Origin of the sequence: Helicobacter sp. MIT 99-5507 (assembly GCF_003364295.1) — a bacterium.
Classification (GTDB): Bacteria; Campylobacterota; Campylobacteria; order Campylobacterales; family Helicobacteraceae; genus NHYM01.
The window spans coordinates 165,683-192,006 of record NZ_NXLO01000003.1; the positions used below are offsets into that span (position 1 = coordinate 165,683).

Genomic DNA, 26,324 nt, shown 5'->3' on the forward strand with positions numbered 1-26,324 from the left:
ATTTAAAAACGCTTATTTTATATAATAGAATCTTTGACTTATCTTAATAAAATAAGCAGACTATAAGTTTAACTTTCTACGCTCTTAACCCTAAATATCTTATCTTTATAGATTCCAGTTCCAACTGGTATCATGCGACCCAATACAACATTCTCTTTTAGATCCTTTAAAGTATCCACTTTGGCTGCAATAGATGCCTCTGTCAATACTTTTGTAGTTTCTTGGAATGAAGCAGCAGAAATAATACTATCACTTCCAATAGCAGCCCTTGTGATACCTAATAATATAGGTTCAGCAATAGCAGGCTCTCCACCTAATTTTATATATTGTTCATTTTCCTCTTTAAATACCCTTCGTGATACTATATCATCTTTTATAAATCTAGTATCACCACTATCTACTATTTTTACCTGTCTTAACATTTGTGAAACTATTATCTCAATATGTTTATCTGCAATAGCAACACCCTGTCTTCTATATACTTGTTGGACTTCACTAACTATATATTTATGAAGTTCTTTTTCACCTAAGATTCTAAGAATATCATGGCTTGATACAACTCCATCAGTGATAGATTCTCCTGCATGGACAAATTCACCTTCATGCACTAGAATCTGCTTATTTTTATCTATCAAATACTCATTAAATCTACCATCAGTTGCAGTAATTATCAATGTTTCTTTTCCTCTTTGTTGCTTACCAAAGCTAATATATCCATCAATCTCTGCTAATATCGCTGGATCTTTTGGCTTTCTTGCTTCAAATAATTCTGAAACTCTTGGAAGACCTCCAGTAATATCTTTTGATTTAGCAATAGCTTTTGGAGCCTTGGCTAAAATATCAGCAACATAAACATTGCTTCCATCATCAACAGCAATAGCAGTTTTTGGATCTACTGGATATCTATGAGATTCTCCATCTGCTGTTGTAACAATGATAGCTGGCTTATATCCACTAGGTATATATTCATTAATCACAAGATTTCTTTGCCCTGTAATATCATCAACTTGCTCTGTTGCTGTAAGTCCAGATATAATATTTTCAAAACTCACAACACCTTCAAATTCTGATATAACAGGCACAATATAAGGATCCCATTGTGCAATTATTTTTTGTTCGCTAGATTCAGGAGATGCAATAAGTGTTTGAAAATCAATTTCTGTATTATCATCAACCTCCATCATTGAACCACGAGCTAAATAATGTCTTGCTGCTTCTCTATCATTTTCATCAGCAATGATTGCAAAAATACCTTTTTCTTTGATTTTATGACCTTTTTTGATATTTCTTATTCTCTCTAGGCTATCTCCAACTAGCTTGTATATCTTTAATATACCTTTTTCTTTTGCAAAAATATTTTGTGAAATTGGGGCATTATCTTCAACATTTAATTCACTTGCATACGGGATTCTATGTGGTATATTCCAACCATCTTTAATAACCTCAATAATACTTCCATCTTTTTTGATATTATAACCATCACCATGAGCAATAAATAACTTACCTTCTATATTACCGCTAACACCTGCTAATTCATTTTGTTTTGCAACATCATTTTTTCTAACCATGAATCTTGCAGTCTCTTTTTTGCCAATAATGCTTACTACAGTTTCATCGTGAATATTTTCCACTTTTACTACACCATCAAATGGAGCTTTTACTTTTGGCTCAACAACAAGAATTGCTGCATTTCTTCTATTTACAACAATTGTTTTGCCTTGCTTATTGGTGTAAGTTTGTATATTGTGGAATCTAATAAATCCTTCTTTCTCTGCAACAACCTGTCTTTCTTCTTGTGATCTTGATGCTGTTCCACCGACATGGAATGTCCTAAGTGTAAGCTGTGTCCCTGGCTCACCAATTGATTGGGCTGCGATAACACCAACAGCCTCACCAATATTTACCATTTTACCGCTACCAAGATTTAATCCATAACATTTAGCACAAACACCTTTTTCTGCCTTACAAGTAACAGGAGTTCTAATGATTACAGATTTTACCTCTGCTTCTTTGATCTTTTTTGCCATATTTTCATCAATTAAAGTGCCCTCAATAAGCAGAATCTCATTTGTAATAGAATCTACAACATTTTCAGCCAATACTCTACCTATAATTCTCTCTTCTAATGGTTCGATTAACTCGCTTCCAACGGTAATATCTGATATCTCTACACCCTCATGTGTTCCACAATCTTCCATTACAATCTTAACATTTTGGCTAACATCGATTAACTTTCTTGTTAGATAACCAGCATTTGCAGTTTTAAGCGCAGTATCTGCTAGCCCTTTTCTAGCTCCATGAGTTGATGTGAAATACTCTAAAACATTCAATCCTTCTTTAAAGTTTGAAATAATTGGCGTTTCAATAATAGTTCCATCCGGTTTTGCCATCAAGCCTCTCATAGCAGAAAGCTGTCTAATTTGCGCAACACTGCCTCTAGCACCAGAATCTGCCATCATATAAATTGAATTAAATCCATCTTTATTAGATTCTATAAGCTTCATCATATCTTTACTCATAGAATTACTTGTATCAGTCCAAATATCAATGATTTTATTGTATCTTTCTTGCTCTGTCAATAAACCACTATCAAATTGTGATTGAATATTTTTTACTTTTTTCTTAGCTTCATCAATAATATTTTGCTTATCACTAGGCACTAAAACATCATAAGCAGAAATAGAAATACCAGCTTTTGTAGCATATCTAAAACCTAAATCTTTTAAATCATCTAAGAATCTTGCCATTGTAGATAATCCACTCTCTTTATTTACATAATCTATTAGATTACCTATATCTTTTTTCTTCATGATTCTATTCCACAAATCAATTGGAACTCCATCAGGAAGTATAGAGTGAAGTATCATTCTACCTGCTGTTGTATAAATCATTCTTCCATCTAAATATGTTCTAATTTTTGCATTAATATCTAATTCATCACTATCAATTGCAATCATTATTTCATTAATATTGCCAAATAATTTATGCTGCCCTTTAACATCATTTTTCATTAATGATATATAATAAAGACCCAAAACCATATCTTGACTTGGTGCAACGATTGCTTTACCGCTTGCAGGAAGTAAAATATTAATTGAGCTTAGCATTAAAATCTTACATTCTGTGATTGCTTCTTGAGACAATGGAACATGAACAGCCATTTGGTCACCATCAAAGTCAGCATTAAATGCCGAACAAACAAGTGGATGCAATTGTATTGCTTTTCCTTCGATTAATTTAGGATGAAAAGCCTGAATACTTTGCTTGTGAAGCGTTGGTGCTCTATTTAAAAGAACAGGATAGCCTTTTACAATATCCGATAAACATTCCCAAACTTCATCTTTTTTATGCTCTATCATTTGATTTGCTTGTTTTAGAGTTGTTGCATAGCCTTTTTCTTCAAGTTTTGCCAATAAGTGTGGTTTAAACAACTCTAAAGCCATATTTTTTGGCAATCCACATTGATCCATCCTTAGATTTGGACCTACAACAATAACACTTCTTCCAGAGAAATCCACTCTCTTGCCAAGAAGATTCTGTCTAAATCTACCTTGCTTACCTTTTATTATTTCAGATAGAGATTTTAGAGGTCGTTTATTTACACCTTTTACAGCATTTGCATTTCTACCATTATCAAATAGAGCATCTACTGCTTCTTGTAACATTCTTTTTTCATTTCTAACAATAATCTCTGGAGAATCTAACTCCATAAGTCTTTTTAATCTTTGATTTCTATTTATAACTCTTCTATACAAATCATTTACATCACTAACTGCAAATTTTCCACCATCTAAAGTAACAAGCGGTCGCAAATCAGGTGGTAATACAGGTAGCATTGTAAGCATCATATGCTCTGGTTTTGATTTGGAATTAATAAAGCTTTCAACTACTTTTAACCTCTTAGCAATACTCTTTCTTTTTGCTTCAGATTTTGTATTTTCATATTCTTCTTTTAATGCCACTCTAAGATCAACAATATCAAGTTCTTCTAACAATTCTTTTACAGCACTACCGCCCATTTCTGCAATAAAATTAGTGTATTCAAATCTCTTATACAAGCTATCATATTGCTCTTGATTTAAAATATCATATTTTAATACAGGTTTTGTCCCCTCATTATCGTAGTAAGCATCACCTGGATTCTTAACAATATATGCTTCATAATAAAGAACTCGCTCTAAGTCTTTCATTTTAACACCAAGTAATGTCCCGATTCTACTTGGAAGTGAATTTACATACCAAATATGTGCAACTGGTGTAACTAGTTCAATATGCCCCATACGACTTCTTCGAACTTTTGAGCTAGTGATTTCAACACCACATTTCTCACACACCATAACTGTATCTTTGAATCTTTTCTTTTTGTATTTTCCACAAATACATTCATAATCTCTAACTGGTCCAAAGATTTTTGCACAAAATAAGCCATCTCGCTCTGGTTTTAGAGTCCTATAATTAATTGTTTCTGGTTTTTTAACCTCACCATAACTCCAGCTTCTTATTGTCTCTGGACTTGCTAAAACTAACTGAAGAGATGAAAAATCCTTTCTTGTTTTAGAATCTTTATTTAAATTTTCTTCTAGTAATGGAATCTGATTATTCTCTTTATCATACACCACTACATCAAGAGCAAGCGATTGAAGCTCTTTTGTAAGAACATAAAAAGTTTGCGGAATCTCAGATTCTCCAACTGGTTTATTACTAGTAATAGCTTTATATGCATTGTATCTACCATCAATATCATCTGATTTGATAGTTAGCATTTCTTTTAATGTATGAGATGCGCCATATGCTTCTAATGCCCATACTTCCATCTCACCAAATCTTTGTCCTCCAAATAGTGCTTTACCACCAACTGGTTGCTGTGTAACAAGGCTATAAGGTCCTGTGCTTCTTGCATGAACCTTTTCATCAACAAGGTGATGAAGTTTTAAGATATACATATATCCAACATTTACACGTTCTTTCATCTTCTCACCAGTTTTTCCATCGTAAAGCTCAGTTTTGCCATCCATATCGATTTTTGCTAATTCAAATAATTTTTTAAATGTATTTTCATCTACACCATCAAATACAGGAGTTGCAAATCTAACACCCTTGCTCCAATCTCTAGCATAATTAGTAAGTTCATCATCACTTAATGATTTAATAAAACTACTAATTTCTGGCTTATTTACAACATCTACAATTTGAAGCATTTTAGATCTCAAATCAGCTATAAATGTAGCTTTATTTGCATTAAATATCTCTTGTATATCATTTCCTAACTTTTTACCTACAAGCCCTAAATGTGTCTCTAAAATCTGTCCTATATTCATACGAGAAGGAACACCAAGAGGGTTTAATACAATCTCAACACTTTGACCATCAGAAGTATAAGGCATATCAACTTCAGGAACTATTGTAGATACAATACCTTTATTTCCGTGTCGCCCTGCCATCTTATCGCCGACTTTCAGCTTTCGTTTAGTAGCAATATATACTTTTACTTTTTTTACAACACCGCTTGGTAAAATATCATCTTTTTCTAAAATAGATATTTTTTCTTGATACTCTTCACCTAAGATTCTCTTTTGTTCTGCAAAGTTGTTCTTGATTTGCTCATATTTATCCCTTACTTCTTTTGAATAACTTTTTATAAGAGTATTTAGTCCAAATCTACCAACAATAGCGATATTATCTTTATCTACAATATCACCTTTTTTGTATTTTTTATCATTTACATTTGCAGCAGATGAAAGCTTTTCTTTGCCTAACAATGATACAACTCTTAGTGTCTCTTCTTTATCAAGCATAGCCATTTTATCTCTATGCTCACTCTCAAGTCGATTTTTGTCATCTTCATAAGACTTGATTGCTCTACTATCTTTTGCATATCCTTTTTTTGTAAATATTTTTACATCAACAACGACACCTTCTAATGATGGCGGACAATATAAAGACTTATTTACAACATGTCCTGCTTTTTCACCAAAAATAGCTCTAAGCAATCTTTCTTCTGGGGTTGGCTTTGCTTCACTTTTTGGTGAAACTTTTCCAACTAATATCATCCCACCTTTTACATATGTCCCAATTTTTACAATACCGCTAATATCAAGATGTTCTATTTCTTCTTCTTTTACTTGTGGAATATCAGCAGTAATTTCTTCAGTGCCATGCTTTAATTCCCTTGCTTCAATTTCTTTTTCATAAATATGTATAGACGTAAAAGCATCTTCTCTAATCAATTTATCACTAACAACAATAGCATCTTCGAAGTTATATCCATTCCAAGGCATAAATGCCACTTTGATATTTTTTCCAAGTGCAAGCTCGCCACTATCCATACTAGCACCATCAGCGATAACTTGACCAGCTTTTACCATATCACCTTTTTTTACGATTGGCACTTGTGAAAAAGATGTATTTTGATTTGTGCGAAGATTTTTTTGTAATGAATAATGATTTATATAAGCACCATTGTCATCTTCACCCATAATATATATATTTCTACTATCTACAAGCTCTACTATACCATCTCTTGTAGCCTTTATAGCCTCATAAGAATCTCTTGCTACAATACTTTCAATTCCAGTGCCAACAACAGGAGCATCAGGTTTTAGTAATGGCACAGATTGACGTTGCATATTTGAACCCATAAGTGCTCTATTTGCATCATCATGCTCTAAAAATGGAATAAGAGAAGCAGCAACACCAACAAGCATTCTTGGATTAAGATCTATTAAATCTACTTTACCTTTTTCACTTAATAATATCTCTCCATCTTTTCTGACTTCAATCAAATCTTCTTCAATAACACCATCTTTATTTAATTTAGTGCTTGCTGGGGCAATAACTAAACCTTCCTCTTGAGATGCTGTAATATACAAGACTTCATTTGTTACTTTTCCATTAACTACTTTTTTATAAGGTGCTTCAATAAATCCTAAATCATTAACTTTAGTAAATGTAGATAATGTATTTATAAGACCAATATTTTGACCTTCCGGTGTTTCGATAGGGCAGATTCTACCATAATGAGTTGGATGAACATCACGAGCTTCAAAACCAACTCTTTCTTTTACCAATCCACCTTCACCAAGGGCTGACAGCCTTCTTTTGTGTGTTATTTCTGATAATGGATTTGTCTGATCCATAAATTGAGATAATTGCCCACCTGTAAAAAATTCTAAAATAGTGCTTGTTATGGTCTTTGAATTGATTAATTCATGTGGCATAATAGTTTCTATATCTGTATTTGTGCTAGCAAGCTTATCTCTAATAACTTTTTGCATTTTCAATAAACCTGTATGCAATTCATTTGCTAACAACTCACCAATAGCCCTAATCCTTCTATTACCTAAATGATCTCTATCATCGATTCTTCCAAAACCATTTTTTACTTTAATTAAATATTTAATGGTCTCTAAAATATCCTCTCTTGTTAGAGTTGTAACATAACTAGGTATATCTAATCCTAGCTTATGATTCATCTTCATTCTACCAACTTTTGTTAAATCATATCGCTCTGGATCAAAGAATAACTGCTGAACAAAATTCTTAGCAACATCTTTTGTTACAGGATCTCCTGGCTTCATAACTTTATAGATTCTAATAGCAGCAAGATCGTTTTCATCATCAATTTTCTCTGTTTGTTTTAATAACTTTAGAGATTCTACATCTGCCATAAATGAATTGATTATAGATAAGTCATACCCTGATGCTGCATCATTAATAACCTTAAATTTGTTAATTTTCAATTCTGCTAGATGTTTTAATTTTGTATCATCTATTTGAGTTAATGTATCAAATATAATTTCTCCACTATTTTTATCAACTACTGGTTCTGCAAAATATCTATCCTGAAGTGTTTCGATAGGATATATAATCCAATCTAATCCTTTTTCTTTTAACTCATTTGCTTTTTTTACACTTAATTTTTTACCAGCTTGAACAATAACTGCACCATTTTTATCTTTAATATCAAAACTAACTTTTCCACTTGTAAAATCATTAGGGTTAAATGGAATCAAATATGAGCCTTTTTCATATTGCACATCAAGAAGTGGATAAAAGATTCTAATGATATCTTGCTTATTGTAGCCTAAGGCACGTAATAAAATCGTCACAAGTACTTTTCTTCTTTTATTAATTCTTACAAATAGCACATCTTTTGTGTCATATTCAAAATGCAGCCAAGAACCTCTATCTGGTATAATTTGTCCTGTATATATAAGCTTATTTGATGAAGTGGCAGATTCTTCTTCTTTGAAAATAACCCCCGGACTTCTATATAGCTGATTAACAACAACTCTCTCAACACCATTTATAATAAATGAAGTTTTATCTGTCATTAATGGTATTTCTCTTACATAAATACTTTGCTCTTTTACATCTTGCACACCTATTTTATTACCAGTAGCTTCATCTCTTTCATGCAATATAAGTCTAACTTTTATTTTTAATGGTATAGAATAGGTAATACCTCGCTCCATAGCTTCTCTAACTGTATATTTTGGCTTTCCATATTCACAGCCAGCATATTCAAGACTTAATCTATTTTGTGTATCATGAATAGGAAATACAGATTTAAAGACTTTATTTATCCCACTATCCTCAGGATTATCAGTAGATATAAATGAATCATAACTATTGCGTTGTAGTTGCAATAAATCTGGAATTGGTAGTTCTTCTTGAGTCTTAGCAAAATTTAATCGTATTCTATTTCCTGATTTAATTGTTGTTGGCATATTATAACCTCATAATAAGTAGTTTAGATTTCTTAAATATTCTAAAATTTAATTGAAATATCTAGAACAAAATATTTAGAATATTTAAATATCTAGTATTAAAAATCATTAGAAGCAAAAGCTTCTAATATAACAAGCATATATAGTAGATTTATTTAATCTCTACTTTTGCTCCAGCTTCTTCAAGTTTTTTCTTGATATTTTCTGCTTCCTCTTTACTTACACCTTCTTTCAATGTATGAGGAACTTGCTCTGTTGCATCTTTCGCTTCTTTTAATCCAAGACCTGTAACTTCTCTTACGACTTTAATTACATTGATTTTCTTATCACCACTATCTGTGATAACAACACTAAATTCAGTTTTTTCTTCAGCTGCCGCACCAGCACCAACTGCCGCACCAGCACCAGCAACAACAGTTGGAGCTGCACTAACACCAAATTTTTCTTCAAATTCTTTTACTAATTCTGATAATTCTAATACTGATAAATTAGAAATAAATTCTAAAACATCTTCTTTTGTTATAGCCATTTTTGTCTCCTAAATATTATTTTATAAAAAATTAAGCTTCTTTGCTTTTTCTTAAATTATCCAATCCTGTTACAAAATATCTTGCTGGAGCAGTCCATACAGATAATAACATACCTATTAATTCTTCTTTACTTGGTAATTTAGAAATTGATTCTATATGTTTAGAATCTACTACTTTACCATCAAAAAAACCAGCTTTAATAACAAATTTTTCTTTATTTGCATCTGCAAATTTTTGAGCACTTTTAGATAGAGCTATTTGATCTTTACCCCATAAAAAGATATTTGTATCTTTTAATGCAATACCTTCTATATTAGCATTTTTAAATGCAATACTTGCTAATTTATTTTTGATAACTTGAACTTTAGCACTACATTGCAAAGCATTTTTTCTTAATACTTGCAATTCTCTTACACTAAGCCCTTTATAATCACAAATAATAATATTAGAATCCAAAAAGCTAGAACTAAGTTGCTCAATAAGTTTTGCCTTATCTTGCTTTGTCATATTTCCTCCTTTCAGACTAACCTATACAAGGACTTTATAAAATATAAAGAATTAAGAAGAATCCCTTGTAGTCTTCAGTCTAAGATAAAGACTATCTTATTTAATATCAATCAATTCTTGAGAATCTATCTCTAAAGATGGACTCATTGTCAAAGATATAAATGTTTTTCTAATGTATTTACCTTTTGTACTAGCAGGTTTTAATTTATTGATAGTTTTTACTAACTCAACTAGATTATCTTTGATTTTATTTGCTTCAAAGCTAGCTTTACCAAGTGGAGCATGAATATTGCCTTTTTTATCAACTCTGAAATTAACTTGACCACTTTTTGCATTACTAACAGCTTTAGCGACATCTAATGTTACAGTTCCAGTTTTTGGATTTGGCATTAATCCCTTTGGACCTAGAATCTTACCAACTTTACCAACCATAGCCATCATATCTGGAGTAGCAATAATCATATCAAAGTTTAAATTACCATTTTTAATTTCTTCAACAAGATCATCATCACCTACGATATCAGCACCAGCATTTTTTGCTTCATCAGCTTTTATACCTTTAGCAAAAACAGCAACTCTCACTGCCTTACCTGTTCCATGAGGTAAAACAACAGCACCTCTAATCATTTGATCAGCATGTCTTGGATCAACACCAAGTTTCATAGCAATCTCAACAGTCTCATCAAATTTTGCAGAAGCTAATGACTTAACTAAAGTAGTAGCACTATCTAAATCATAAATTTTACCCTTCTCTATTTTTGTTTGAAGGTTTTGCAATCTTTTAGCAATTTTTTTCATAATAACTCCCAAAAATATTAATCAACTATTTCTATGCCCATGCTTCTAGCACTACCAGAAACAATTTTCTTAGCAGCCTCTAAATCATTAGCATTTAAATCTTCCATTTTTAACTTTGCAATAGATTCAACTTGACTTTTAGTAAGCTTTCCTATCTTATTTTTCAAAGGATTATCAGATCCCTTTTTAATATTAGCCTCTTTTTTTATTAAATCTGTAACCGGTGGCTTCTTTGTAACAAAGCTAAAACTTTTATCTTGATAAACAGTGATAATAACAGGGATATTAAAATCTCCCATATCTTTTGTTTTTTCATTAAAAGCTTTACAAAATTCCATAATATTTACACCTCTTTGTCCAAGAGCTGGACCAACTGGTGGTGATGGATTAGCCTTACCTGCTGGAATCTGAAGTTTTAATTCGCCTACCACTTTTTTTGCCATTATTACTCTCCTTAAACTATTTTTTCTACTTGAGAATCTGAAATCTCAATTGGTGTATTCCTACCAAAAATAGAAATATTTAACTTTAATTTTCTATGCTCCATATCATATTCTTCAACTGTTGCAGTAAAATTTAAAAATGCTCCATCAATAATACGAACAAATTCACCAGGAGAAAAAGATACTTTTGGCTTTGGAGCAGCACGATTAGTAATCTTTTCTAAAATTAGTTCTATATCTTTTTCACTAAGTGGCGTTGGCTTCTTTGACTCACCAATAAAACGTCCTACTCTAGGCAATGATTGTATCATATGCCATAACTCTGTATTTAAATCTATTTTTATAAATACATAGCCTGGATATAGACTTCTTGCAGTTATTTTTCGCTTATTATTTTTAAACTCTACTATATCTTCTGTGGGCACAACTATCTGTTCCATCTTATCTAGCATTTTAGTTTCACGAAGTAGATTCTCAATTGCTAGTTTTACTGACTTTTCACTACCAGAATATGTTTGAATTGCATACCATTCTAACGCCATAATAAGCCTTTTCTATAAAATGCTAGAAGCAATAGTGCCAAAAATAACACCAATTAACGATAAAAATAAAGCAATAACACTAACAACAACAAGGACAGATATAGAAGCATTTCGAATCTGCTCTTTAGTTGGAAAAATCACCTTATCTAATTCTTCTCTTGCCATTCTATAAAATACAAATAGCCTTTTCATTAACTCTCCAAATCAATCTATTGAAAACATATAGTTGTATCCACAATATCTATATAATAAATATATAAAAATCAAATGGCAGGCCAGGAGGGACTCGAACCCCCAACAGGCGGTTTTGGAGACCGCTGCTCTACCATTGGAGCTACTGACCTAAAATGTATAAGGGAATATTTCCTTATACATTTTTAACTCTTAAGCTTTACCTCTTTATGAATAGTATGTTTATTCAATCTAGGACAAAATTTCTTGAGCTCCAGTTTTTCTACATTTGTTTTAGCATTTTTTGTAGTGCTATAATTTATATCACCACACTCAACACATTTCAATCCAACTTTTATCTTCATAAAGCACTTTCCTTATTGAAGTATTTTAGTTACAACACCAGCACCAACTGTTCTACCACCCTCACGAATAGCAAATCTAGTTCCTTCCTCAAGAGCAATTGGATTTATAAGCTCAACTGTGATTTTAATATTATCACCTGGCATAACCATTTCTACATTATCAGGTAAAGCAATAGAACCAGTTACATCTGTAGTTCTAACATAGAATTGTGGCCTATACCCATTAAAAAATGGTGTATGTCGTCCGCCTTCATCTTTTGATAAAACATACACTTCACCTTCAAACTTAGTATGTGGAGTGATTGAACCTGGCTTACAAAGAACCATACCTCTTTCAACTTCTTCTTTCTTAGTTCCTCTTAGAAGAACACCTACATTATCACCAGCTTCACCCTTATCTAGTTCTTTTCTAAACATTTCAACGCCAGTAACTGTAGTTTTTTGAGTATCTCTAACACCAACAATCTCTACTTCATCACCTACTTTTACAACACCTCTTTCGATTCTTCCTGTTACAACAGTTCCACGCCCAGCAATAGAAAATACATCTTCAACAGGCATTAAGAAAGTTTTTTCAGTATCTCTTTGTGGAGTTGGGATATAAGCATCAACTTCAGCCATTAATTTTAGAATCTTTTCACCCCACTCACCAACTTGTCCTGTTTTTGCTTCTTCTAAAGCTTTTAGTGCAGAACCAGCTACTATTGGTGTATCATCACCTGGAAATTCATATTTGCTTAATAATTCTCTAACTTCCATTTCAACAAGCTCTAATAATTCAGCATCATCAACCATATCTTGTTTATTTAAGAAAACAACGATATATGGAACACCAACTTGTCTTGAAAGTAGAATATGCTCTCTAGTTTGTGGCATAGGACCATCAGCAGCAGATACAACAAGAATAGCACCATCCATTTGAGCTGCACCAGTAATCATATTTTTTACATAGTCAGCATGTCCTGGACAATCCACATGCGCATAGTGACGATTTTCTGTTTCATACTCAATGTGAGAAGTTGCGATTGTAATACCTCTTTCTTTTTCTTCAGGGGCATTATCTATATTGTCATAATCTTTTAATTCAGCAAGACCTTTTAATGACAAAACAGCAGAAATAGCTGCACTTAGTGTTGTTTTACCATGATCGACATGCCCAATTGTTCCAACATTAACATGTGGTTTATTTTTAACAAATTTTTCTTTTGCCATGTTTTTTCTCCTTATTAAATTTACATAAAAAACTGGAGCCCACAAGCGGGATTGAACCGCCGACCTCTTCCTTACCAAGGAAGTGCTCTACCCCTGAGCTATATGGGCATACTAAAAAATATTTGGAAACTTTGAAAATATTATAACGAAGCGTTCAACATTTCAGCTCCCAGAATATATACTAATCTTTTTGGAGCGGGAGACGGGGCTCGAACCCGCGACCCTCAGCTTGGAAGGCTGATGCTCTAGCCAACTGAGCTACTCCCGCATCACTCATATTTAAACAATGGTGGTGAGTCGTGGATTCGAACCACGGAAGGTAAAAACCAGCAGATTTACAGTCTGCCCTCGTTGGCCACTTGAGTAACTCACCCAAAAATATTAAAACTGGTAACACACTGATAAAATATAAATTAAAGTGTATGGAGCTGGTTAAGGGACTTGAACCCCCGGCCTGCTGCTTACAAGGCAGCTGCTCTACCAACTGAGCTAAACCAGCATAGAATCTAAAAGTCTGTATTCTATCAAAATAGTTTTATAAATGTCAATAACAAAATATCTTTAATGAAATATGTATCATCTTTTATTGCTTTTAAGCAGAAACTTTTAAAAAAAGTAGATTACTGTTTTAATTACATATATAAAAGGAGATTCTGATGCATAACCCTATATGGAGTGCAGTTGGGATTATGCTGTTCATTGTTTTATCGGTAAAATTTTGGTGGTTATGGTTGATTTTATTGTTTTATTTATTGCATATATTGTGATACGAATTTTAACTTTTTCCTAAAGACACCTTATTGGTGTCTTTAATTCTATTGAAACTCTGGCTTTGGTGTATCTAGAGTTTGTGCTGGAAGCATAGGATAGATTATCTCTGGCTTTGTTCCTGTTAGAGAATTGAAAAATGTTTCTATCTTTTTTGCTTCTCCATCGCTTATTTCAACCCCTAATTGAATGCTTGCCATTTCTTTTATAGCATCTTTTACATCCCAATATTGACCATTATGGAAATATGGCATAGTTTCTAGTATATTCCTTAATGTAGGTGTTTTTACCATGCCATCTTTATTGCCACTAAATCCACCAACATTTGCAAATTTATATTCTTTTGCAACTCCAAGTGGTTGCAGTGTTCCACCTAAGTTTATATCATTATGACAAGCAACACAACCTTTATCTATAAACAATTCTAGTCCCTCTTGTTCTTGTGTGCTTAAAGCCTTAGTATTACCGCGTAAAAAATCATCATATCTAGATGGTGTAACTAAAGTTTTTTCAAATATAGCAATAGTGTCTGCAATAATATCAAAATCGATTTTTACATTATTACCATAAGCTTTTTTAAATGCTATTACATATTCTGGTATGGAAGTAATTTTTGCAATTATGACTTCTGGCTTTGCATTCATCTCTGGTGCAGCCTGCATAGGACCTTTTGCTTGATCTTGAAGGTGAGCACTTCTTCCATCCCAAAATTGTGATGAATTAAATACTGAGTTATAAACCGTTGGTGAATTTAAATGTTGTAGATTCATAGTCCATTTATGCCCAATAGCAGCAGGAACAACATCTGTTCCACCTAAGCCCAAATTATGACAAGTATTACAAGAAATTAAATTAGAACTTGAGATTCTAGGGTCAAAATATAATTTTTTTCCTAATTCAATTTTTAATTGATTTTGTTTAGTATTACCTGTAATTTTGTCAAGTTCAGCACCAGTTGGCATAGGTTTTAACCCTGAATCTAATGCTTTTTTTACTAAATCTCCTCCACTGGCACCAAATGCAATTGTTGCCCCAAATAACATTGAACTAACCATGATAGCAATTTTCATACTAACCTCCTACTTTAAAAAAATAATTTATATTATATATTTTTTTATTACTTAAAATAATTAAATAAAATAAATTATTTTTTTAAGAAAGTAGAAATATTATTTTGTTAAGATTCCAAATATTTACAAAATTTAAATCAAAGATTCATAAAAAGTGGAAGCAAAATTTATCTCTCTAGCAATTGAAACGTACAAAATAACACTGATTGTATCACTACCATTATTGCTTACTGGGCTGATTGTAGGACTAATAGTAAGTATATTTCAAGCAACTACACAAATAAATGACGCTACACTATCTTTCATACCAAAAATTTTAGCAATCATTGCTGTATTGATTTTTACAATGCCTTGGATGTTAAATATGATAACTGATTACACTAGAATCTTATTTAATATGATTCCGGATTTTCCATTTTAAATATCAGACATTTTAATAATGATAGAAAAAATAGTAGATTTTAAAAAATATTCAAGTATCAAAATTGGTGGAATAAAAAAGTTAAAAATAGCACAAACTATCAATGAAGCACTGATCCTATCAAAAACACATGTCTTACTTGGTAAAGCAAGCAATACACTAATATCACCTGATGCTAAGAATCTTTTTTGTCTTGGTGATGAATTTGACTATATAAAAGAAAATGATGATTTTATAGAAATTGGTGCAAAAAGTAGTGCAAGAAAAGCCTTTTTGTATTTTAGGGAGCAGAATCTAAAAGGTGCAGAATTGTTAGGCTCAATACCTGGAAGCATTGGCGGTGTAATAAAAATGAATGCAGGCATAAAAGAATATGAAATAAAAGATTCTATTGTTTCTGTGAATATAAATGGAGAATGGATAGAATCTAATAATATAGATTTTTCTTATAGGCATAGTAATATTGATGGTGTAATTATTGCAACAAGATTCAAAAAAGAAAAAGGTTTTAGATTTGAATTAGAAGATTTATTTAAAGATATGAGAAAAAATCAGCCAAAAGAACCTAGCCTTGGGAGTTGCTTTAAAAATCCAAAAGAAATGCATGCAGGAAAACTTCTTGATATATCAAATCTAAAGGGATTTAAAATAGGCGACATGGCTTTTAGTAAAAAACATGCAAATTTTATGGTAAATCTCGGAAATGGAAACTTTGATGATGCGATAAAATTAATCAATCTTGCACAAAATGAAATCTATGAAAAACACAAAATAGCATTAAAAACTGAAATTATTATCATCAAGGGAGAATAAATTTTGAAAATCTTATTTGTATGTTTAGGCAATATATGCCGCTCACCTCTTGCTGAAGGTATCGCAAGAGAATATATAAAAAACAAGAATCTAAATATTGAAGTAGATTCTTGTGGGACTAGCGGATGGCATATAGATGAACCACCAGATAGAAGATCTATTGATATTGCAAAAAAATATGGTATTGATATAAGCAAACTAAAAGGAAGACAAATTAGTGTTTATAGTGATGCAAATTGGGATTATTATATTGTGATGGATGAAAGTAATAAAAGAGATTTAATTAATATGGGATTTCAAAAAGAAAAAATCAAAAAGTTAGGAGAGTTTGGAGCAAATAATGCGGATGTGCCTGACCCGTATAACTACAAAGATATGCAAGGATTTGAAAATGTGTTTAATATGATTAATTCTTGTATAAATAATATGTTTGATTCGAAAACAAAAATCATTTAATTATTATTTGTTACAAAATGTAAAATTGATATTATTTACAAACAATACACATATTCATTAAATACAAGTATCAGTTACAATTACTCGCAAAATAAATTTATTTAAGGTTTATAATGTATGAATTATGATGATTTAAGTCCATTATTTACAATGCTAAATGAAACTCAAATTGAAGTATTGAAAAATGGATATGATATTTTATTGTCAAATATCAAGCTAGATTACCAAAGCGATATTAGCGTAGATAATACAATATTAGTTGTTGGTGAAAATGAACTAGCAAATGACTTTATAAATAAAACAAAAGATAAATTTAATATCACGCAAAAACCATATATCGAACAATATGGCGGAATAATTGGTGATTTTATATCTATAGTAGAAGATGAAGAAATACATACTGCACAAATTGTATTTTTTATCAAGATAGAATTAGATTCTAGAATCTTAGATAAAACAACACAGCTTGGAATCCACTTTGTAAATAGCTATGAAAATATAGATTCTATGGCTAAAGAAATAGAAAATCTAATCGGTGATTTTACATACGAAAATACGATTTTATTTGATGAAAATAAATGCCAATACCATCATAGAGATAAAACTGCAAATTCATATTGTAGCGAGTGTGAAAGTGTATGTCCAACATTTGCTATAACAAAAGATGACAAAGCAAAAGAATTGAGATTTTCAAATATAGATTGTATATTTTGCGGAAAATGCGTTGGAATATGTCCAAGTGGTGCTATGCAAAAGGCAAATGCTCCATTGATTGAGATAACAAAAGCAGCACAGAATTATCAAGATAAGATTCCGCTTATTCTTAGCAAACAAGATATAGAATCTTTCATAGATTCTAATATTGATATAAAAGATTCTAGTGTGACACCATTTGTCCTTCCAAATATAAATATGCTAAATGAAGTGTATTTTATATCTATTTTGCAAACAACTAGCACACAATGTATTTTATATGGAAATATAGAATCTAATTTAAAAGATTCTATTGATTTTATAAATGACTTGTATGAAAGAATATGCAACAAAAAAGCAATATATTTGCACAATGAAATCAAATCTTATAAAAACCTAGAAATAGAGAATCTTCCAAAATACCACTACATTGCAGAATCTAATGAATTTAATAGAGAAATTTTTAAAGAAAGGGTAAAATTTCTCATAAAAGATAATGATTATGGTAATCTTGCAAATAGAGCAAGTATAAAATATACAGATTTAAAGATTGATTCAGATAATTGCACGCTTTGCATGTCTTGCGTAGAATCTTGCAATACAAAAGCACTCATTAACTCAAAAGATAATTTTGAATTATTATTAAATCCTTCGCTTTGCACTGCTTGCAGACTATGTGTAGATATTTGCCCAGAATCTATAATAAAAATGCCACTTGATGGAATAAGGTTAAATAATACATTTTTCACCTATAATACAAAAGCAAAAGATGAACCATTTAAATGCGTAGAATGCGGTAAAATCTTTGCAAGTACAAAATCCATCAAAAAAGTGCAAAATTTGATGTTTCCAGTCTTTAAAAATGATGAAATCAAACAAAAATCAATTCTTTGTTGCGGTGATTGCAAAGTAAAAATAATGTTTAGAACAAATTGAAGGTATATTTTATGTTAAAGAAAAAACAAGATTCACAAAACAATCAAAATGAAGCAATAGAACGTGCCAGAATCTTATATTATGATTTTTTTGCTGGATTATTTTTGTATGACTTATTGATAAATAGAAAAGATTTACTATTAGAGCAAGTAAAGATTCTAAAAACACAACCTTTAAATGATGGTGATTTAGTATTTTTTGAAGCATTAGAAAATGAAATTCAAACTAATGGAATAAAAAATATTTTATTTGAATATACTAGATTTTTTATGCTTCCATTTGATGTAAATGAAAATGTATCAATAAATAGATTGGCAAAAAAAAGAGATAAAAACGAAAAAAAAGAAAAAAGCGCCTCCCAAATAATTCTATATTTGTCATATTATTTAGATGGCACGATAGCAGGCAATGGCTTGTCAATAGCAAAAGAAAAAGTAAGAAAAAGTAAAGTTAGATTGAATGAAAAAGAATTTAAAGAAAATGAAGAACATATAGGTTTTCTTTTTGTATTTAGTAAATATCTGTTACAAAACAATGAAAACTCTTTGCAAAATGAAGTTTTTAAAGATTGCATAATACCAATGAAAGATAAAATTATAGAAAATATAAACAATAAATATCTAGATTCTATGTATTACAATATAGCAAATCTAATGAAGAGTTTTTTAGATTTTGAGATGGCTTTTAATGTGAAAAGTTAAATCAAGTAGAGTTTTTTTAAAAGAAGATTCTACTGGGTTTAACCCGCTAATTCACATAAAAGGAGAAATATGTCAAAAGAGAGACGAAACTTTCTCAAAGCTACTGCTAAAGCAGGGGCGATAACAGCAGTTGCTGGCATTGCAATAACTGCTTGTTCAAACACAAAAGTAGAACAAAAAGAAGTAGCAAAGGGTAAGTCAAGAAAACAAGAAGTACTTTATCAAAAAAGTAAATACTGGGATTCTTATTACAAGGTAGCATATTAAAGGTTTAAAATGAAAGAAGGGAGTGAAAATGAGTGATAATAGAAATATGCAAAATAGACGAGCATTTCTAAAACTTTCTTTACTTGGCTCTGCAATAGGAGTATCTCAAGTATTAGGTAGTGAAGAAAATAGAGTTTTAAGACAGGCAACTCATCAAGAATTAAAAGAAAATTTTCCAAATTCTAAGAGAATAAAGACAATATGCACACATTGTTCGGTTGGCTGTGGAATCATTGCTGAAGTTGTTGATGGAATCTGGGTGCGTCAAGAAGTAGCACAAGATCATCCAGTATCACAAGGTGGTCATTGCTGCAAAGGTGCAGATATGATTGATAGAGTTAGAAGCACAACTAGACTTAGATATCCTATAGAAAAAGTAAATGGTGTATGGCAAAAAACATCATGGGACAACTCTATGGATAAAATTGCTAAAAAAATTACTGAAATTAGAGAAAAGTATGGTCCAGATAGCCTTATGCTTATTGGAAGTGCTAAAGTTAGTAATGAACAAAGCTATTATGTTAGAAAGTTTGCAGCATTTTTAGGAACAAATAATATAGATCATCAAGCTAGAATCTGACACTCTCCAACAGTCGCTGGTGTGGCGAATACATTTGGATATGGTGGAATGACAAACCATATAGCTGATATGATGAATTCTAAATTTATCTTTATCATTGGTGCAAATCCGGCAGTAAATCACCCTGTTAGTATGGTGCATTTTTTACGTGCAAAAGAAGCGGGCGCAAAAATAGTATGCGTAGATCCATATTATAGTAAAACTGCAGCAAAAGCTGATGAATTTATTAGAATAAGAAGTGGAACTGATGTAGCACTAGTTTATGGAATGATTAATGTAATAGTAGAAAATAACCTACACGATAAACAATACCTAAAAGATCGTGTATATGGCTATGAAGAAATATTTAAAGAAGCAAAAAAATATACTCCTGAAGTAGTAGCAGATATTACAGGGATTCCAAGTGAGACAATTATTAGAATTGCAAAAGAAATGGCTAAAGCAAAACCAGCAAGCTTAGTGTGGAATCAAGGTCTAACACAACATACAGTTGGCACAAACAATACAAGAGTTATGCCTATTTTACAAATGATATTAGGAAACATAGGTAAAAAAGGTGGTGGTGTAAATATCTTAAGAGGACATGATAATGTTCAAGGTGCTAGCGATATGAACAACCTTGCAGATTCACTTCCTGGATATTATGGACTTGGCGAAGGTCCTTGGAGACATTTTTGCAAACATTGGTATGTAGATTATGAATGGATGAAAAGTCGCTTCAAAAGTAAAGAGATGATGGAGAAAACCGGCTATGCACTATCTACTTGGCGATTTGGTGTGCTTGATGAGGAAAATTATGCAAACAATGCAGATACACAAATCAAAGCACTTATTGTTATTGGTAATGGAATCTCAACTACAACCTTACTCGATAAAACAAAAGAAGCACTTGATAAACTAGAATTATTAGTATTTATCGATCCTTATGTAAATGATGTAGCTGTAGTAACTGATAGAAAAGATAATCTTTTCTTATTACCTGCTGCTTCACAAATGGAAACAAGTGGTTGTGTCGCTGCTACAAATCGTGGATATCAATGGAGATATCAAGTAATCAAACCTATGTTTGAATGCAGAGAAGACCATGAGATTCTATTTGATTTAGCAGAGAGACTTGGATTTAAAGAACAATATCAAAGAGCTCTATATGAAAATGCTAAAAAAGATGGTAGAAGCGAATTTATTTGGCCTGATGATGCAACAACAGAAATGGCACAAAGCATTAGAAGCATAGGATTGCAAGGACTTAGTGCAAAAAGATTAAAAGAGCATTGTGATAATTGGCATATGTTTGATAGCGTAACATTAGAAGGAAAAGGACCTATGAAAGGACAATATTACGCACTACCTTGGCCTTGCTGGAGTGAAAAACACCCAGGAACTCCAATAATGTATGCTGATGATTTACCTGTTATGAAAGGTGGTATGGGCTTTAGGGTAAATTGGGGCATAACTGCACCTGATGGAACAAATATGATGAGCTTAAGAGGCTTACCAGATTCCAAAATTAAAGGACATCCTGCTATCACTGCGGATAATATAGAAAGTGTCCTTGGTATAAAACTTACAAAAGAAGAGAAAGAAAAAGTAAAAGGCACTACATTTGCAACTGATAATTCAAACATATTAGTTGAAAAAGCACTAGAAGCAGGAGTTTGTCCATATGGAAATGGAAAAGCTAGGATGGTTGTTTGGAATTGGTATGATAAGATTCCACTACATAGAGAGCCTTTGCATAGCTTTAGGAATGATTTAATAAAACAATATCCAACATTCCCAGATAAAAAAGATTTATTTAGAGCAAATATAAAATATATCTCAAGACAAACACAAAAAGATTGGAAGAGTGAATATCCGCTAAATATGCTAACAGGAAGATTAGTCGCGCATATGGGAACTGGAACTGAAACTAGAAGTGCAAAATATCTAGCTGAAATCCAACATGAAATGTTTGTAGAAATTCACCCAGATACAGCACTAAATCTAGGTGTTAGAGATGGTGATATGGTATGGGTACATGGTACTTCTGGAACAAAGATTCTAGTAAAAGCTAGACATTCATATAGAGTTGATGAAAGTAGCGTTTTCTTGCCACAAAATTTCTCTGGTGTATATTCAGGTAAAAGCCTACTTGATAAATATCCACAAGGGACAGAACCTTATGCTATAGGTGAAGCTGTAAGCCTTATAACTAGCTATGGATTTGATTATAATACTGCATGTCCTGAAACAAAATGTGGATTATGTAGAATTGAGAAAGCATAAGGGAGGTAATAAATGAGTGAATTAACTAGCGGTGGATTTAATGCTACAAATCATGCAAGAATAAAATTTTATTGTGATGAATTACGATGTATTGACTGCCATGGTTGTGATGTAGCCTGCAAAGAAGCTCATCACTTACCTGTTGGTGTAAATAGAAGACGTGTAATATCAATAAATGACGGAATCGTTGGCAAAGAAAAATCAATCTCTATTGCTTGTATGCATTGCTCTGATGCACCATGCGCACAAGTTTGTCCTGTAGATTGCTTTTATATTAGAGCAGATGGAATCGTATTGCATGATAAAAAAACTTGTATAGGCTGTGGATATTGCTTATATGCTTGTCCTTTTGGGGCACCTCAATTCCCAAAATCAGATGTATTTGGTAGCAGAGGAACGATGGATAAATGTACATTTTGTGCTGGTGGTCCAGAAGAGACATTTAGCCAAGAAGAATATAAATTATATGGACAAAATAGAATCGCAGAAGGAAAAGTGCCAATGTGTGCTTCAATGTGTTCAACAAAAGCGTTACTTGCTGGAAATAGTGATGAAGTAAATCATATCATTAGAACAAGAGTTACTAAAAAAGGTCAAAATTCACATACATCATCATATATGTGGAGTGCACCTTATAAAGAATAAGGGATAAAAATGAGATTAGTGAAATTATTATTATTGTGTATTATTATGACTATCTCACAAGCCGCTGAAGAGGGATTTAAAGGTGCAATAGATTTAGAATACAACAAACATATTTATGGCAAAAATCAATTAGAAGCTATAAAAAACTGGGGGCTTGATACATCTAGTGCAGGTGTATCACTAGGTAATACCCTTGATTTTGTAGGTGGCAGTATAGATCCATTTACAAGTGGAGAAAAAATAGGTGGAATTAGAGGAATAAGCGGACTTGGTGAATTATTTACAATACTACAAAACAAGTATTTTAAGATAATATTTTTTGCCATTATTATATTAACTCCGCTAGCATTTTTTGGACATTTTATGATAGTTGGACAAAGAAAGTTTAATCATCATCAAAAATTACAAGTATTCTCAAAATTTAATATTATTGTCCATTGGGGTGCTGCTGTGCCATTTGTGCTAATATGCATTACAGGTTTGATTATGGTATTTGGAGCAAATCTTGGCGGTGGAGCATTTGTTAGATTTGCAAGAGATGTGCATGGTATTGCTACACCAATATTTGCTGTCTTTGGAATCATGATGTTTTCTATGTGGTTTAAAGAATGTCTATTTAAAAAATATGATATTGATTGGTTTAAGATTATGGGTGGATATCTAAGTCAAGAAAATAAGCCTATTCCTGCTGGAAAATTTAATGCTGGACAAAAAATGTGGTTTTGGATAGCCACAATTGGCGGGGGTATTATGGTGCTAAGTGGTGGAATTATGTATTTTCAATACACAGATATCAATACTCTAAGATTAGTAGCTATCATCCATAATGTAGTTGGTTTTTTAGTCATAGCAATGTTAATAACTCATATTTACATGAGCTTATTTGCGATAGAAGGCGCGATTGAATCAATTATCAATGGGAAAATGGGTGAAGAAGAACTATCAATTCTACACAGCATTTATTATAAAGAATTGGTAGATTCTAATAGATTGAATTCAATGAGAGTTGCACATTGAAATGACTGCTGTGCAAAAACACACAATTTGCGTGCCAATTATCAAAATCGATGATAATGGCATAGCAAATACAAATGATACAATAATAAAAGAAGACCGCGTAAATCTATACCTCAATGGTTCAAAAATAATCTCTACAATGTGTATCTTAAAAGATCAAGATTACCATGCTGTTGGATTTTTGATGAGTGAAGGTGTGATTGAAAATATAGATGATATAAAAGACATACAAGTATCTAAAGATGGATTAAATGTATATATCAATGCAAAAATTAATGATGATAATATATCTAATCTATTTCATGAAAAGACACTTACTTCTGGTTGCTGTGTAGGAGTGAGTGCAAATTTTGAAGGTAAAATTATAGAAAAATTTTTATCTCAAAAAGCAGAATTTAGCCTAGAACAAATAAGATTATATTTAAGTGAGTTTCAAAATAATACAGATTTATTTTCTAAAACTGGTTGCACTCATAAAGCTATGTTATTTTATGATAACAAAAAGCTTAGCAGCGAAGATATAGGTAGGCATAATGCAATTGATAAAGTATTAGGAAAAGCAAGAATGCTAAAAGCCAATATAAGCGAATCTATCCTTATTGTTAGTGGAAGATTATCTATGGAAATGGTGATAAAATGTGCTATGCATAATGTGCCAATAGTGATATCAAATGCAGCCACAACAGCACTTGGAATCAAATCTGCACAGAATCTAGGCATCACACTAATTGGATTTGCAAGAAATAATAATATGAATATCTACACTCATAGTAATAGAATCATATTGCCTAAAAAATTAGGCTAGATTCTGGTTATACTTTTTTTGTAATTTTATTTGCAAGTATAAAAAATAAAACAATAATTATAATTCCAACAATTGGAAAAATATAAGGGTTTGAATATTTATCATATAGATTTCTAATAATATCACCCATTGCATAGCTAAATCCACCAATAAGAATACCCCATACAAATGAAGCAAAAAAGTTATATATCAAAAATTTCTTACTATCAAATTTACTAAATCCAATCACAAGAGGAATGATAGTCTTAATACCATATAAATATTTATGAATAAAAATAATCAAATAGCTATATTTTTTTATCCAAATATGGCTTAAAGCAATTTTTCTTCTATGAGCAGAAAAATACTTCATCACTTCTTTTTTTTGATACCTAGCCATATAAAACAACAAGCTAGAACCAATAAAATTAGCAATAGAGGCGATGAATATGCAAACATAAATATTTAGAGAATTTATAGATTCTATTACTCCGCTTGATAAGATAGAAGCAGCAATAAGAGCTACAAGCCCACCACCAAATGAATAAAAAAATAACACTGCATAGCCCCATATTCCTATTGATTGACTTAATGTTTCTAAAATAGATTCCAAGTTTTTAATCCTAAATAAAAATAAAATAGATTCTATCTAACATTTAGAGGCTGAAAGAAATATGTTTATTTAAATATCAAAATATTAATAAAATATTTCATATAGATTATTTGGAATGTAATTTGCTTTATAGTGCTTATATCACTTTAAGGATTGTTATGCAAAATGGATTTTACAATGCCACAGGCGGTATGGTTACACAATTTAACAGGCTTGATGTTATTTCAAATAATCTAGCTAATGCAAATACAAATGCATTTAAAAGAGATGATGTAGTTATTGGTGATTTTATGAGATTGTATGAAGAAGCAAAACACGAGCTTCCACTAGAAAACCACACAAGAGAATCTTCAAAGTTTTTAAATCGCACTTTAAATAGAGTTCCTATTGTAGTTATGGAATATAACGATATGAGTATAGGCAGTTTTAATAGGACTGAGAATCCACTTGATTTAGCACTTAGTAATCAAAATGCATTCTTTGCCATCCAAACACCAAATGGCGTGCGTTACACTAGAGATGGGTCTTTTAGCCTAAATGATAATGGAATCTTAGTAACAAAGCAAGGATATCCGGTATTATCAAATGCTGGAATTAATGAAGGTGGCACAATAAATATCAATCTATCAAGCAATAATATAGAAATTAGTAAAGATGGAAGTATATATGTAAGAGAACTAAATAGAGCTGATATAGGTGAAGCAGAGCCTATTGGTGAAATAGCAATTGTAAATTTTACTAATCCAAAATATCTAAAAAAAGTAGGCAATAATCTATATGAATTGCCAGCTGAGAGACTAAATGAAAGACAAAGTATAAATAATAACAATGTAGTTTTGAGTGGGTTTATTGAAAAAAGCAATATCAATCCCGTAGAAGAGATGACTGCATTAATTAGCACAAATAGATTGGTAGATATGTATTCCAAAGTAATGAAAACATATCAAGATGACCTTAACACTGAAGCAATAACAAAACTAGCACAAAAAGGATAAAAG

Annotated in this window: 22 protein-coding genes and 5 tRNA genes; 11 read left to right on the forward strand and 16 right to left on the reverse strand. The window is 31.5% G+C overall.

Annotation, left to right across the window (positions count from 1 at the left end; translation table 11 throughout):
- Window positions 1–68: 68 nt before the first annotated feature.
- From CQA42_RS05590 to CQA42_RS05660, 15 genes are all read right to left on the reverse strand, one after another.
- Window positions 69–8,729: a DNA-directed RNA polymerase subunit beta/beta' gene (locus CQA42_RS05590; protein ID WP_115583704.1), complete on the reverse strand. Its 8,661-nt coding sequence runs from the start codon at window positions 8,727–8,729 to the stop codon at window positions 69–71.
- Window positions 8,730–8,880: 151 nt separating this feature from the next.
- A complete protein-coding gene (rplL, locus tag CQA42_RS05595; RefSeq protein ID WP_115583705.1) occupies window positions 8,881–9,258 on the reverse strand; it encodes a 50S ribosomal protein L7/L12 in 378 nt (125 codons plus the stop codon).
- Window positions 9,259–9,289: 31 nt separating this feature from the next.
- Window positions 9,290–9,766 carry a 50S ribosomal protein L10 gene (gene rplJ, locus CQA42_RS05600; RefSeq protein WP_115583706.1) on the reverse strand — a complete coding sequence of 159 codons (477 nt, stop codon included), beginning with the start codon at window positions 9,764–9,766 and terminating at the stop codon, window positions 9,290–9,292.
- Between the two features lie 96 nt (window positions 9,767–9,862).
- The gene (rplA, locus tag CQA42_RS05605; protein ID WP_115583914.1) at window positions 9,863–10,567 is read right to left on the reverse strand and encodes a 50S ribosomal protein L1; all 705 of its coding nucleotides are present in this window, start codon (window positions 10,565–10,567) and stop codon (window positions 9,863–9,865) included.
- 14 nt (window positions 10,568–10,581) lie between these two features.
- Window positions 10,582–11,007 (reverse strand): 50S ribosomal protein L11, encoded by a 426-nt coding sequence (rplK, locus tag CQA42_RS05610; RefSeq protein WP_115583707.1) that lies wholly within the window; start codon window positions 11,005–11,007, stop codon window positions 10,582–10,584.
- An 11-nt stretch (window positions 11,008–11,018) separates the two neighbouring features.
- The gene (nusG, locus tag CQA42_RS05615; protein ID WP_115583708.1) at window positions 11,019–11,549 is read right to left on the reverse strand and encodes a transcription termination/antitermination protein NusG; all 531 of its coding nucleotides are present in this window, start codon (window positions 11,547–11,549) and stop codon (window positions 11,019–11,021) included.
- A gap of 12 nt (window positions 11,550–11,561) precedes the next feature.
- Window positions 11,562–11,741 (reverse strand): preprotein translocase subunit SecE, encoded by a 180-nt coding sequence (secE, locus tag CQA42_RS05620; RefSeq protein ID WP_115583709.1) that lies wholly within the window; start codon window positions 11,739–11,741, stop codon window positions 11,562–11,564.
- Between the two features lie 76 nt (window positions 11,742–11,817).
- Window positions 11,818–11,893: transfer RNA gene (locus CQA42_RS05625), tRNA-Trp, on the reverse strand.
- A 33-nt stretch (window positions 11,894–11,926) separates the two neighbouring features.
- Window positions 11,927–12,085, reverse strand: coding sequence for a 50S ribosomal protein L33 (gene rpmG, locus CQA42_RS05630; protein WP_115583710.1), 159 nt, complete (start codon window positions 12,083–12,085; stop codon window positions 11,927–11,929).
- Window positions 12,086–12,097: 12 nt separating this feature from the next.
- Window positions 12,098–13,297 (reverse strand): elongation factor Tu, encoded by a 1,200-nt coding sequence (tuf, locus tag CQA42_RS05635; RefSeq protein ID WP_115583711.1) that lies wholly within the window; start codon window positions 13,295–13,297, stop codon window positions 12,098–12,100.
- A 33-nt stretch (window positions 13,298–13,330) separates the two neighbouring features.
- A tRNA-Thr gene (locus CQA42_RS05640) sits at window positions 13,331–13,405 on the reverse strand.
- 83 nt (window positions 13,406–13,488) lie between these two features.
- Window positions 13,489–13,565 (reverse strand) — tRNA-Gly (locus CQA42_RS05645).
- A 19-nt stretch (window positions 13,566–13,584) separates the two neighbouring features.
- Window positions 13,585–13,670: transfer RNA gene (locus tag CQA42_RS05650), tRNA-Tyr, on the reverse strand.
- 50 nt (window positions 13,671–13,720) lie between these two features.
- Window positions 13,721–13,796: transfer RNA gene (locus CQA42_RS05655), tRNA-Thr, on the reverse strand.
- Window positions 13,797–14,112: 316 nt separating this feature from the next.
- Window positions 14,113–15,120: a cytochrome-c peroxidase gene (locus CQA42_RS05660; RefSeq protein ID WP_115583915.1), complete on the reverse strand. Its 1,008-nt coding sequence runs from the start codon at window positions 15,118–15,120 to the stop codon at window positions 14,113–14,115.
- 169 nt (window positions 15,121–15,289) lie between these two features.
- Between CQA42_RS05660 and fliQ the strand changes: the two genes are divergently transcribed.
- The 10 genes from fliQ to fdhD all read left to right on the forward strand — a co-directional run bounded on the left by fliQ (window position 15,290) and on the right by fdhD (window position 24,734).
- Entirely contained in the window at window positions 15,290–15,556 is a 267-nt protein-coding gene (gene fliQ, locus CQA42_RS05665; protein ID WP_115583712.1) for a flagellar biosynthesis protein FliQ, read from the forward strand.
- A gap of 18 nt (window positions 15,557–15,574) precedes the next feature.
- Window positions 15,575–16,369 carry a UDP-N-acetylmuramate dehydrogenase gene (locus tag CQA42_RS05670; RefSeq protein ID WP_115583713.1) on the forward strand — a complete coding sequence of 265 codons (795 nt, stop codon included), beginning with the start codon at window positions 15,575–15,577 and terminating at the stop codon, window positions 16,367–16,369.
- Window positions 16,370–16,372: 3 nt separating this feature from the next.
- Window positions 16,373–16,825, forward strand: coding sequence for a low molecular weight protein-tyrosine-phosphatase (locus tag CQA42_RS05675; RefSeq protein ID WP_115583714.1), 453 nt, complete (start codon window positions 16,373–16,375; stop codon window positions 16,823–16,825).
- 117 nt (window positions 16,826–16,942) lie between these two features.
- Window positions 16,943–18,454 carry a 4Fe-4S dicluster domain-containing protein gene (locus CQA42_RS05680; protein ID WP_115583715.1) on the forward strand — a complete coding sequence of 504 codons (1,512 nt, stop codon included), beginning with the start codon at window positions 16,943–16,945 and terminating at the stop codon, window positions 18,452–18,454.
- A gap of 11 nt (window positions 18,455–18,465) precedes the next feature.
- Entirely contained in the window at window positions 18,466–19,155 is a 690-nt protein-coding gene (locus tag CQA42_RS05685) for a molecular chaperone TorD family protein (protein ID WP_115583716.1), read from the forward strand.
- A 69-nt stretch (window positions 19,156–19,224) separates the two neighbouring features.
- The gene (locus CQA42_RS05690; protein ID WP_115583717.1) at window positions 19,225–19,422 is read left to right on the forward strand and encodes a twin-arginine translocation signal domain-containing protein; all 198 of its coding nucleotides are present in this window, start codon (window positions 19,225–19,227) and stop codon (window positions 19,420–19,422) included.
- A gap of 28 nt (window positions 19,423–19,450) precedes the next feature.
- Entirely contained in the window at window positions 19,451–22,267 is a 2,817-nt protein-coding gene (locus CQA42_RS05700; protein WP_258865578.1) for a molybdopterin-dependent oxidoreductase, read from the forward strand.
- Window positions 22,268–22,279: 12 nt separating this feature from the next.
- The gene (fdh3B, locus tag CQA42_RS05705; RefSeq protein WP_115583720.1) at window positions 22,280–22,912 is read left to right on the forward strand and encodes a formate dehydrogenase FDH3 subunit beta; all 633 of its coding nucleotides are present in this window, start codon (window positions 22,280–22,282) and stop codon (window positions 22,910–22,912) included.
- Window positions 22,913–22,921: 9 nt separating this feature from the next.
- Window positions 22,922–23,929: a formate dehydrogenase subunit gamma gene (locus tag CQA42_RS05710; RefSeq protein ID WP_258865579.1), complete on the forward strand. Its 1,008-nt coding sequence runs from the start codon at window positions 22,922–22,924 to the stop codon at window positions 23,927–23,929.
- A 1-nt stretch (window position 23,930) separates the two neighbouring features.
- Window positions 23,931–24,734, forward strand: coding sequence for a formate dehydrogenase accessory sulfurtransferase FdhD (gene fdhD / locus CQA42_RS05715; protein WP_115583721.1), 804 nt, complete (start codon window positions 23,931–23,933; stop codon window positions 24,732–24,734).
- 7 nt (window positions 24,735–24,741) lie between these two features.
- Here the strand turns inward: fdhD and CQA42_RS05720 are convergent, their stop codons facing one another.
- Window positions 24,742–25,326 carry a DedA family protein gene (locus tag CQA42_RS05720; protein ID WP_258865580.1) on the reverse strand — a complete coding sequence of 195 codons (585 nt, stop codon included), beginning with the start codon at window positions 25,324–25,326 and terminating at the stop codon, window positions 24,742–24,744.
- A gap of 158 nt (window positions 25,327–25,484) precedes the next feature.
- Between CQA42_RS05720 and CQA42_RS05725 the strand changes: the two genes are divergently transcribed.
- Window positions 25,485–26,321, forward strand: coding sequence for a flagellar hook-basal body protein (locus CQA42_RS05725; RefSeq protein ID WP_115583918.1), 837 nt, complete (start codon window positions 25,485–25,487; stop codon window positions 26,319–26,321).
- Window positions 26,322–26,324: the final 3 nt, after the last annotated feature.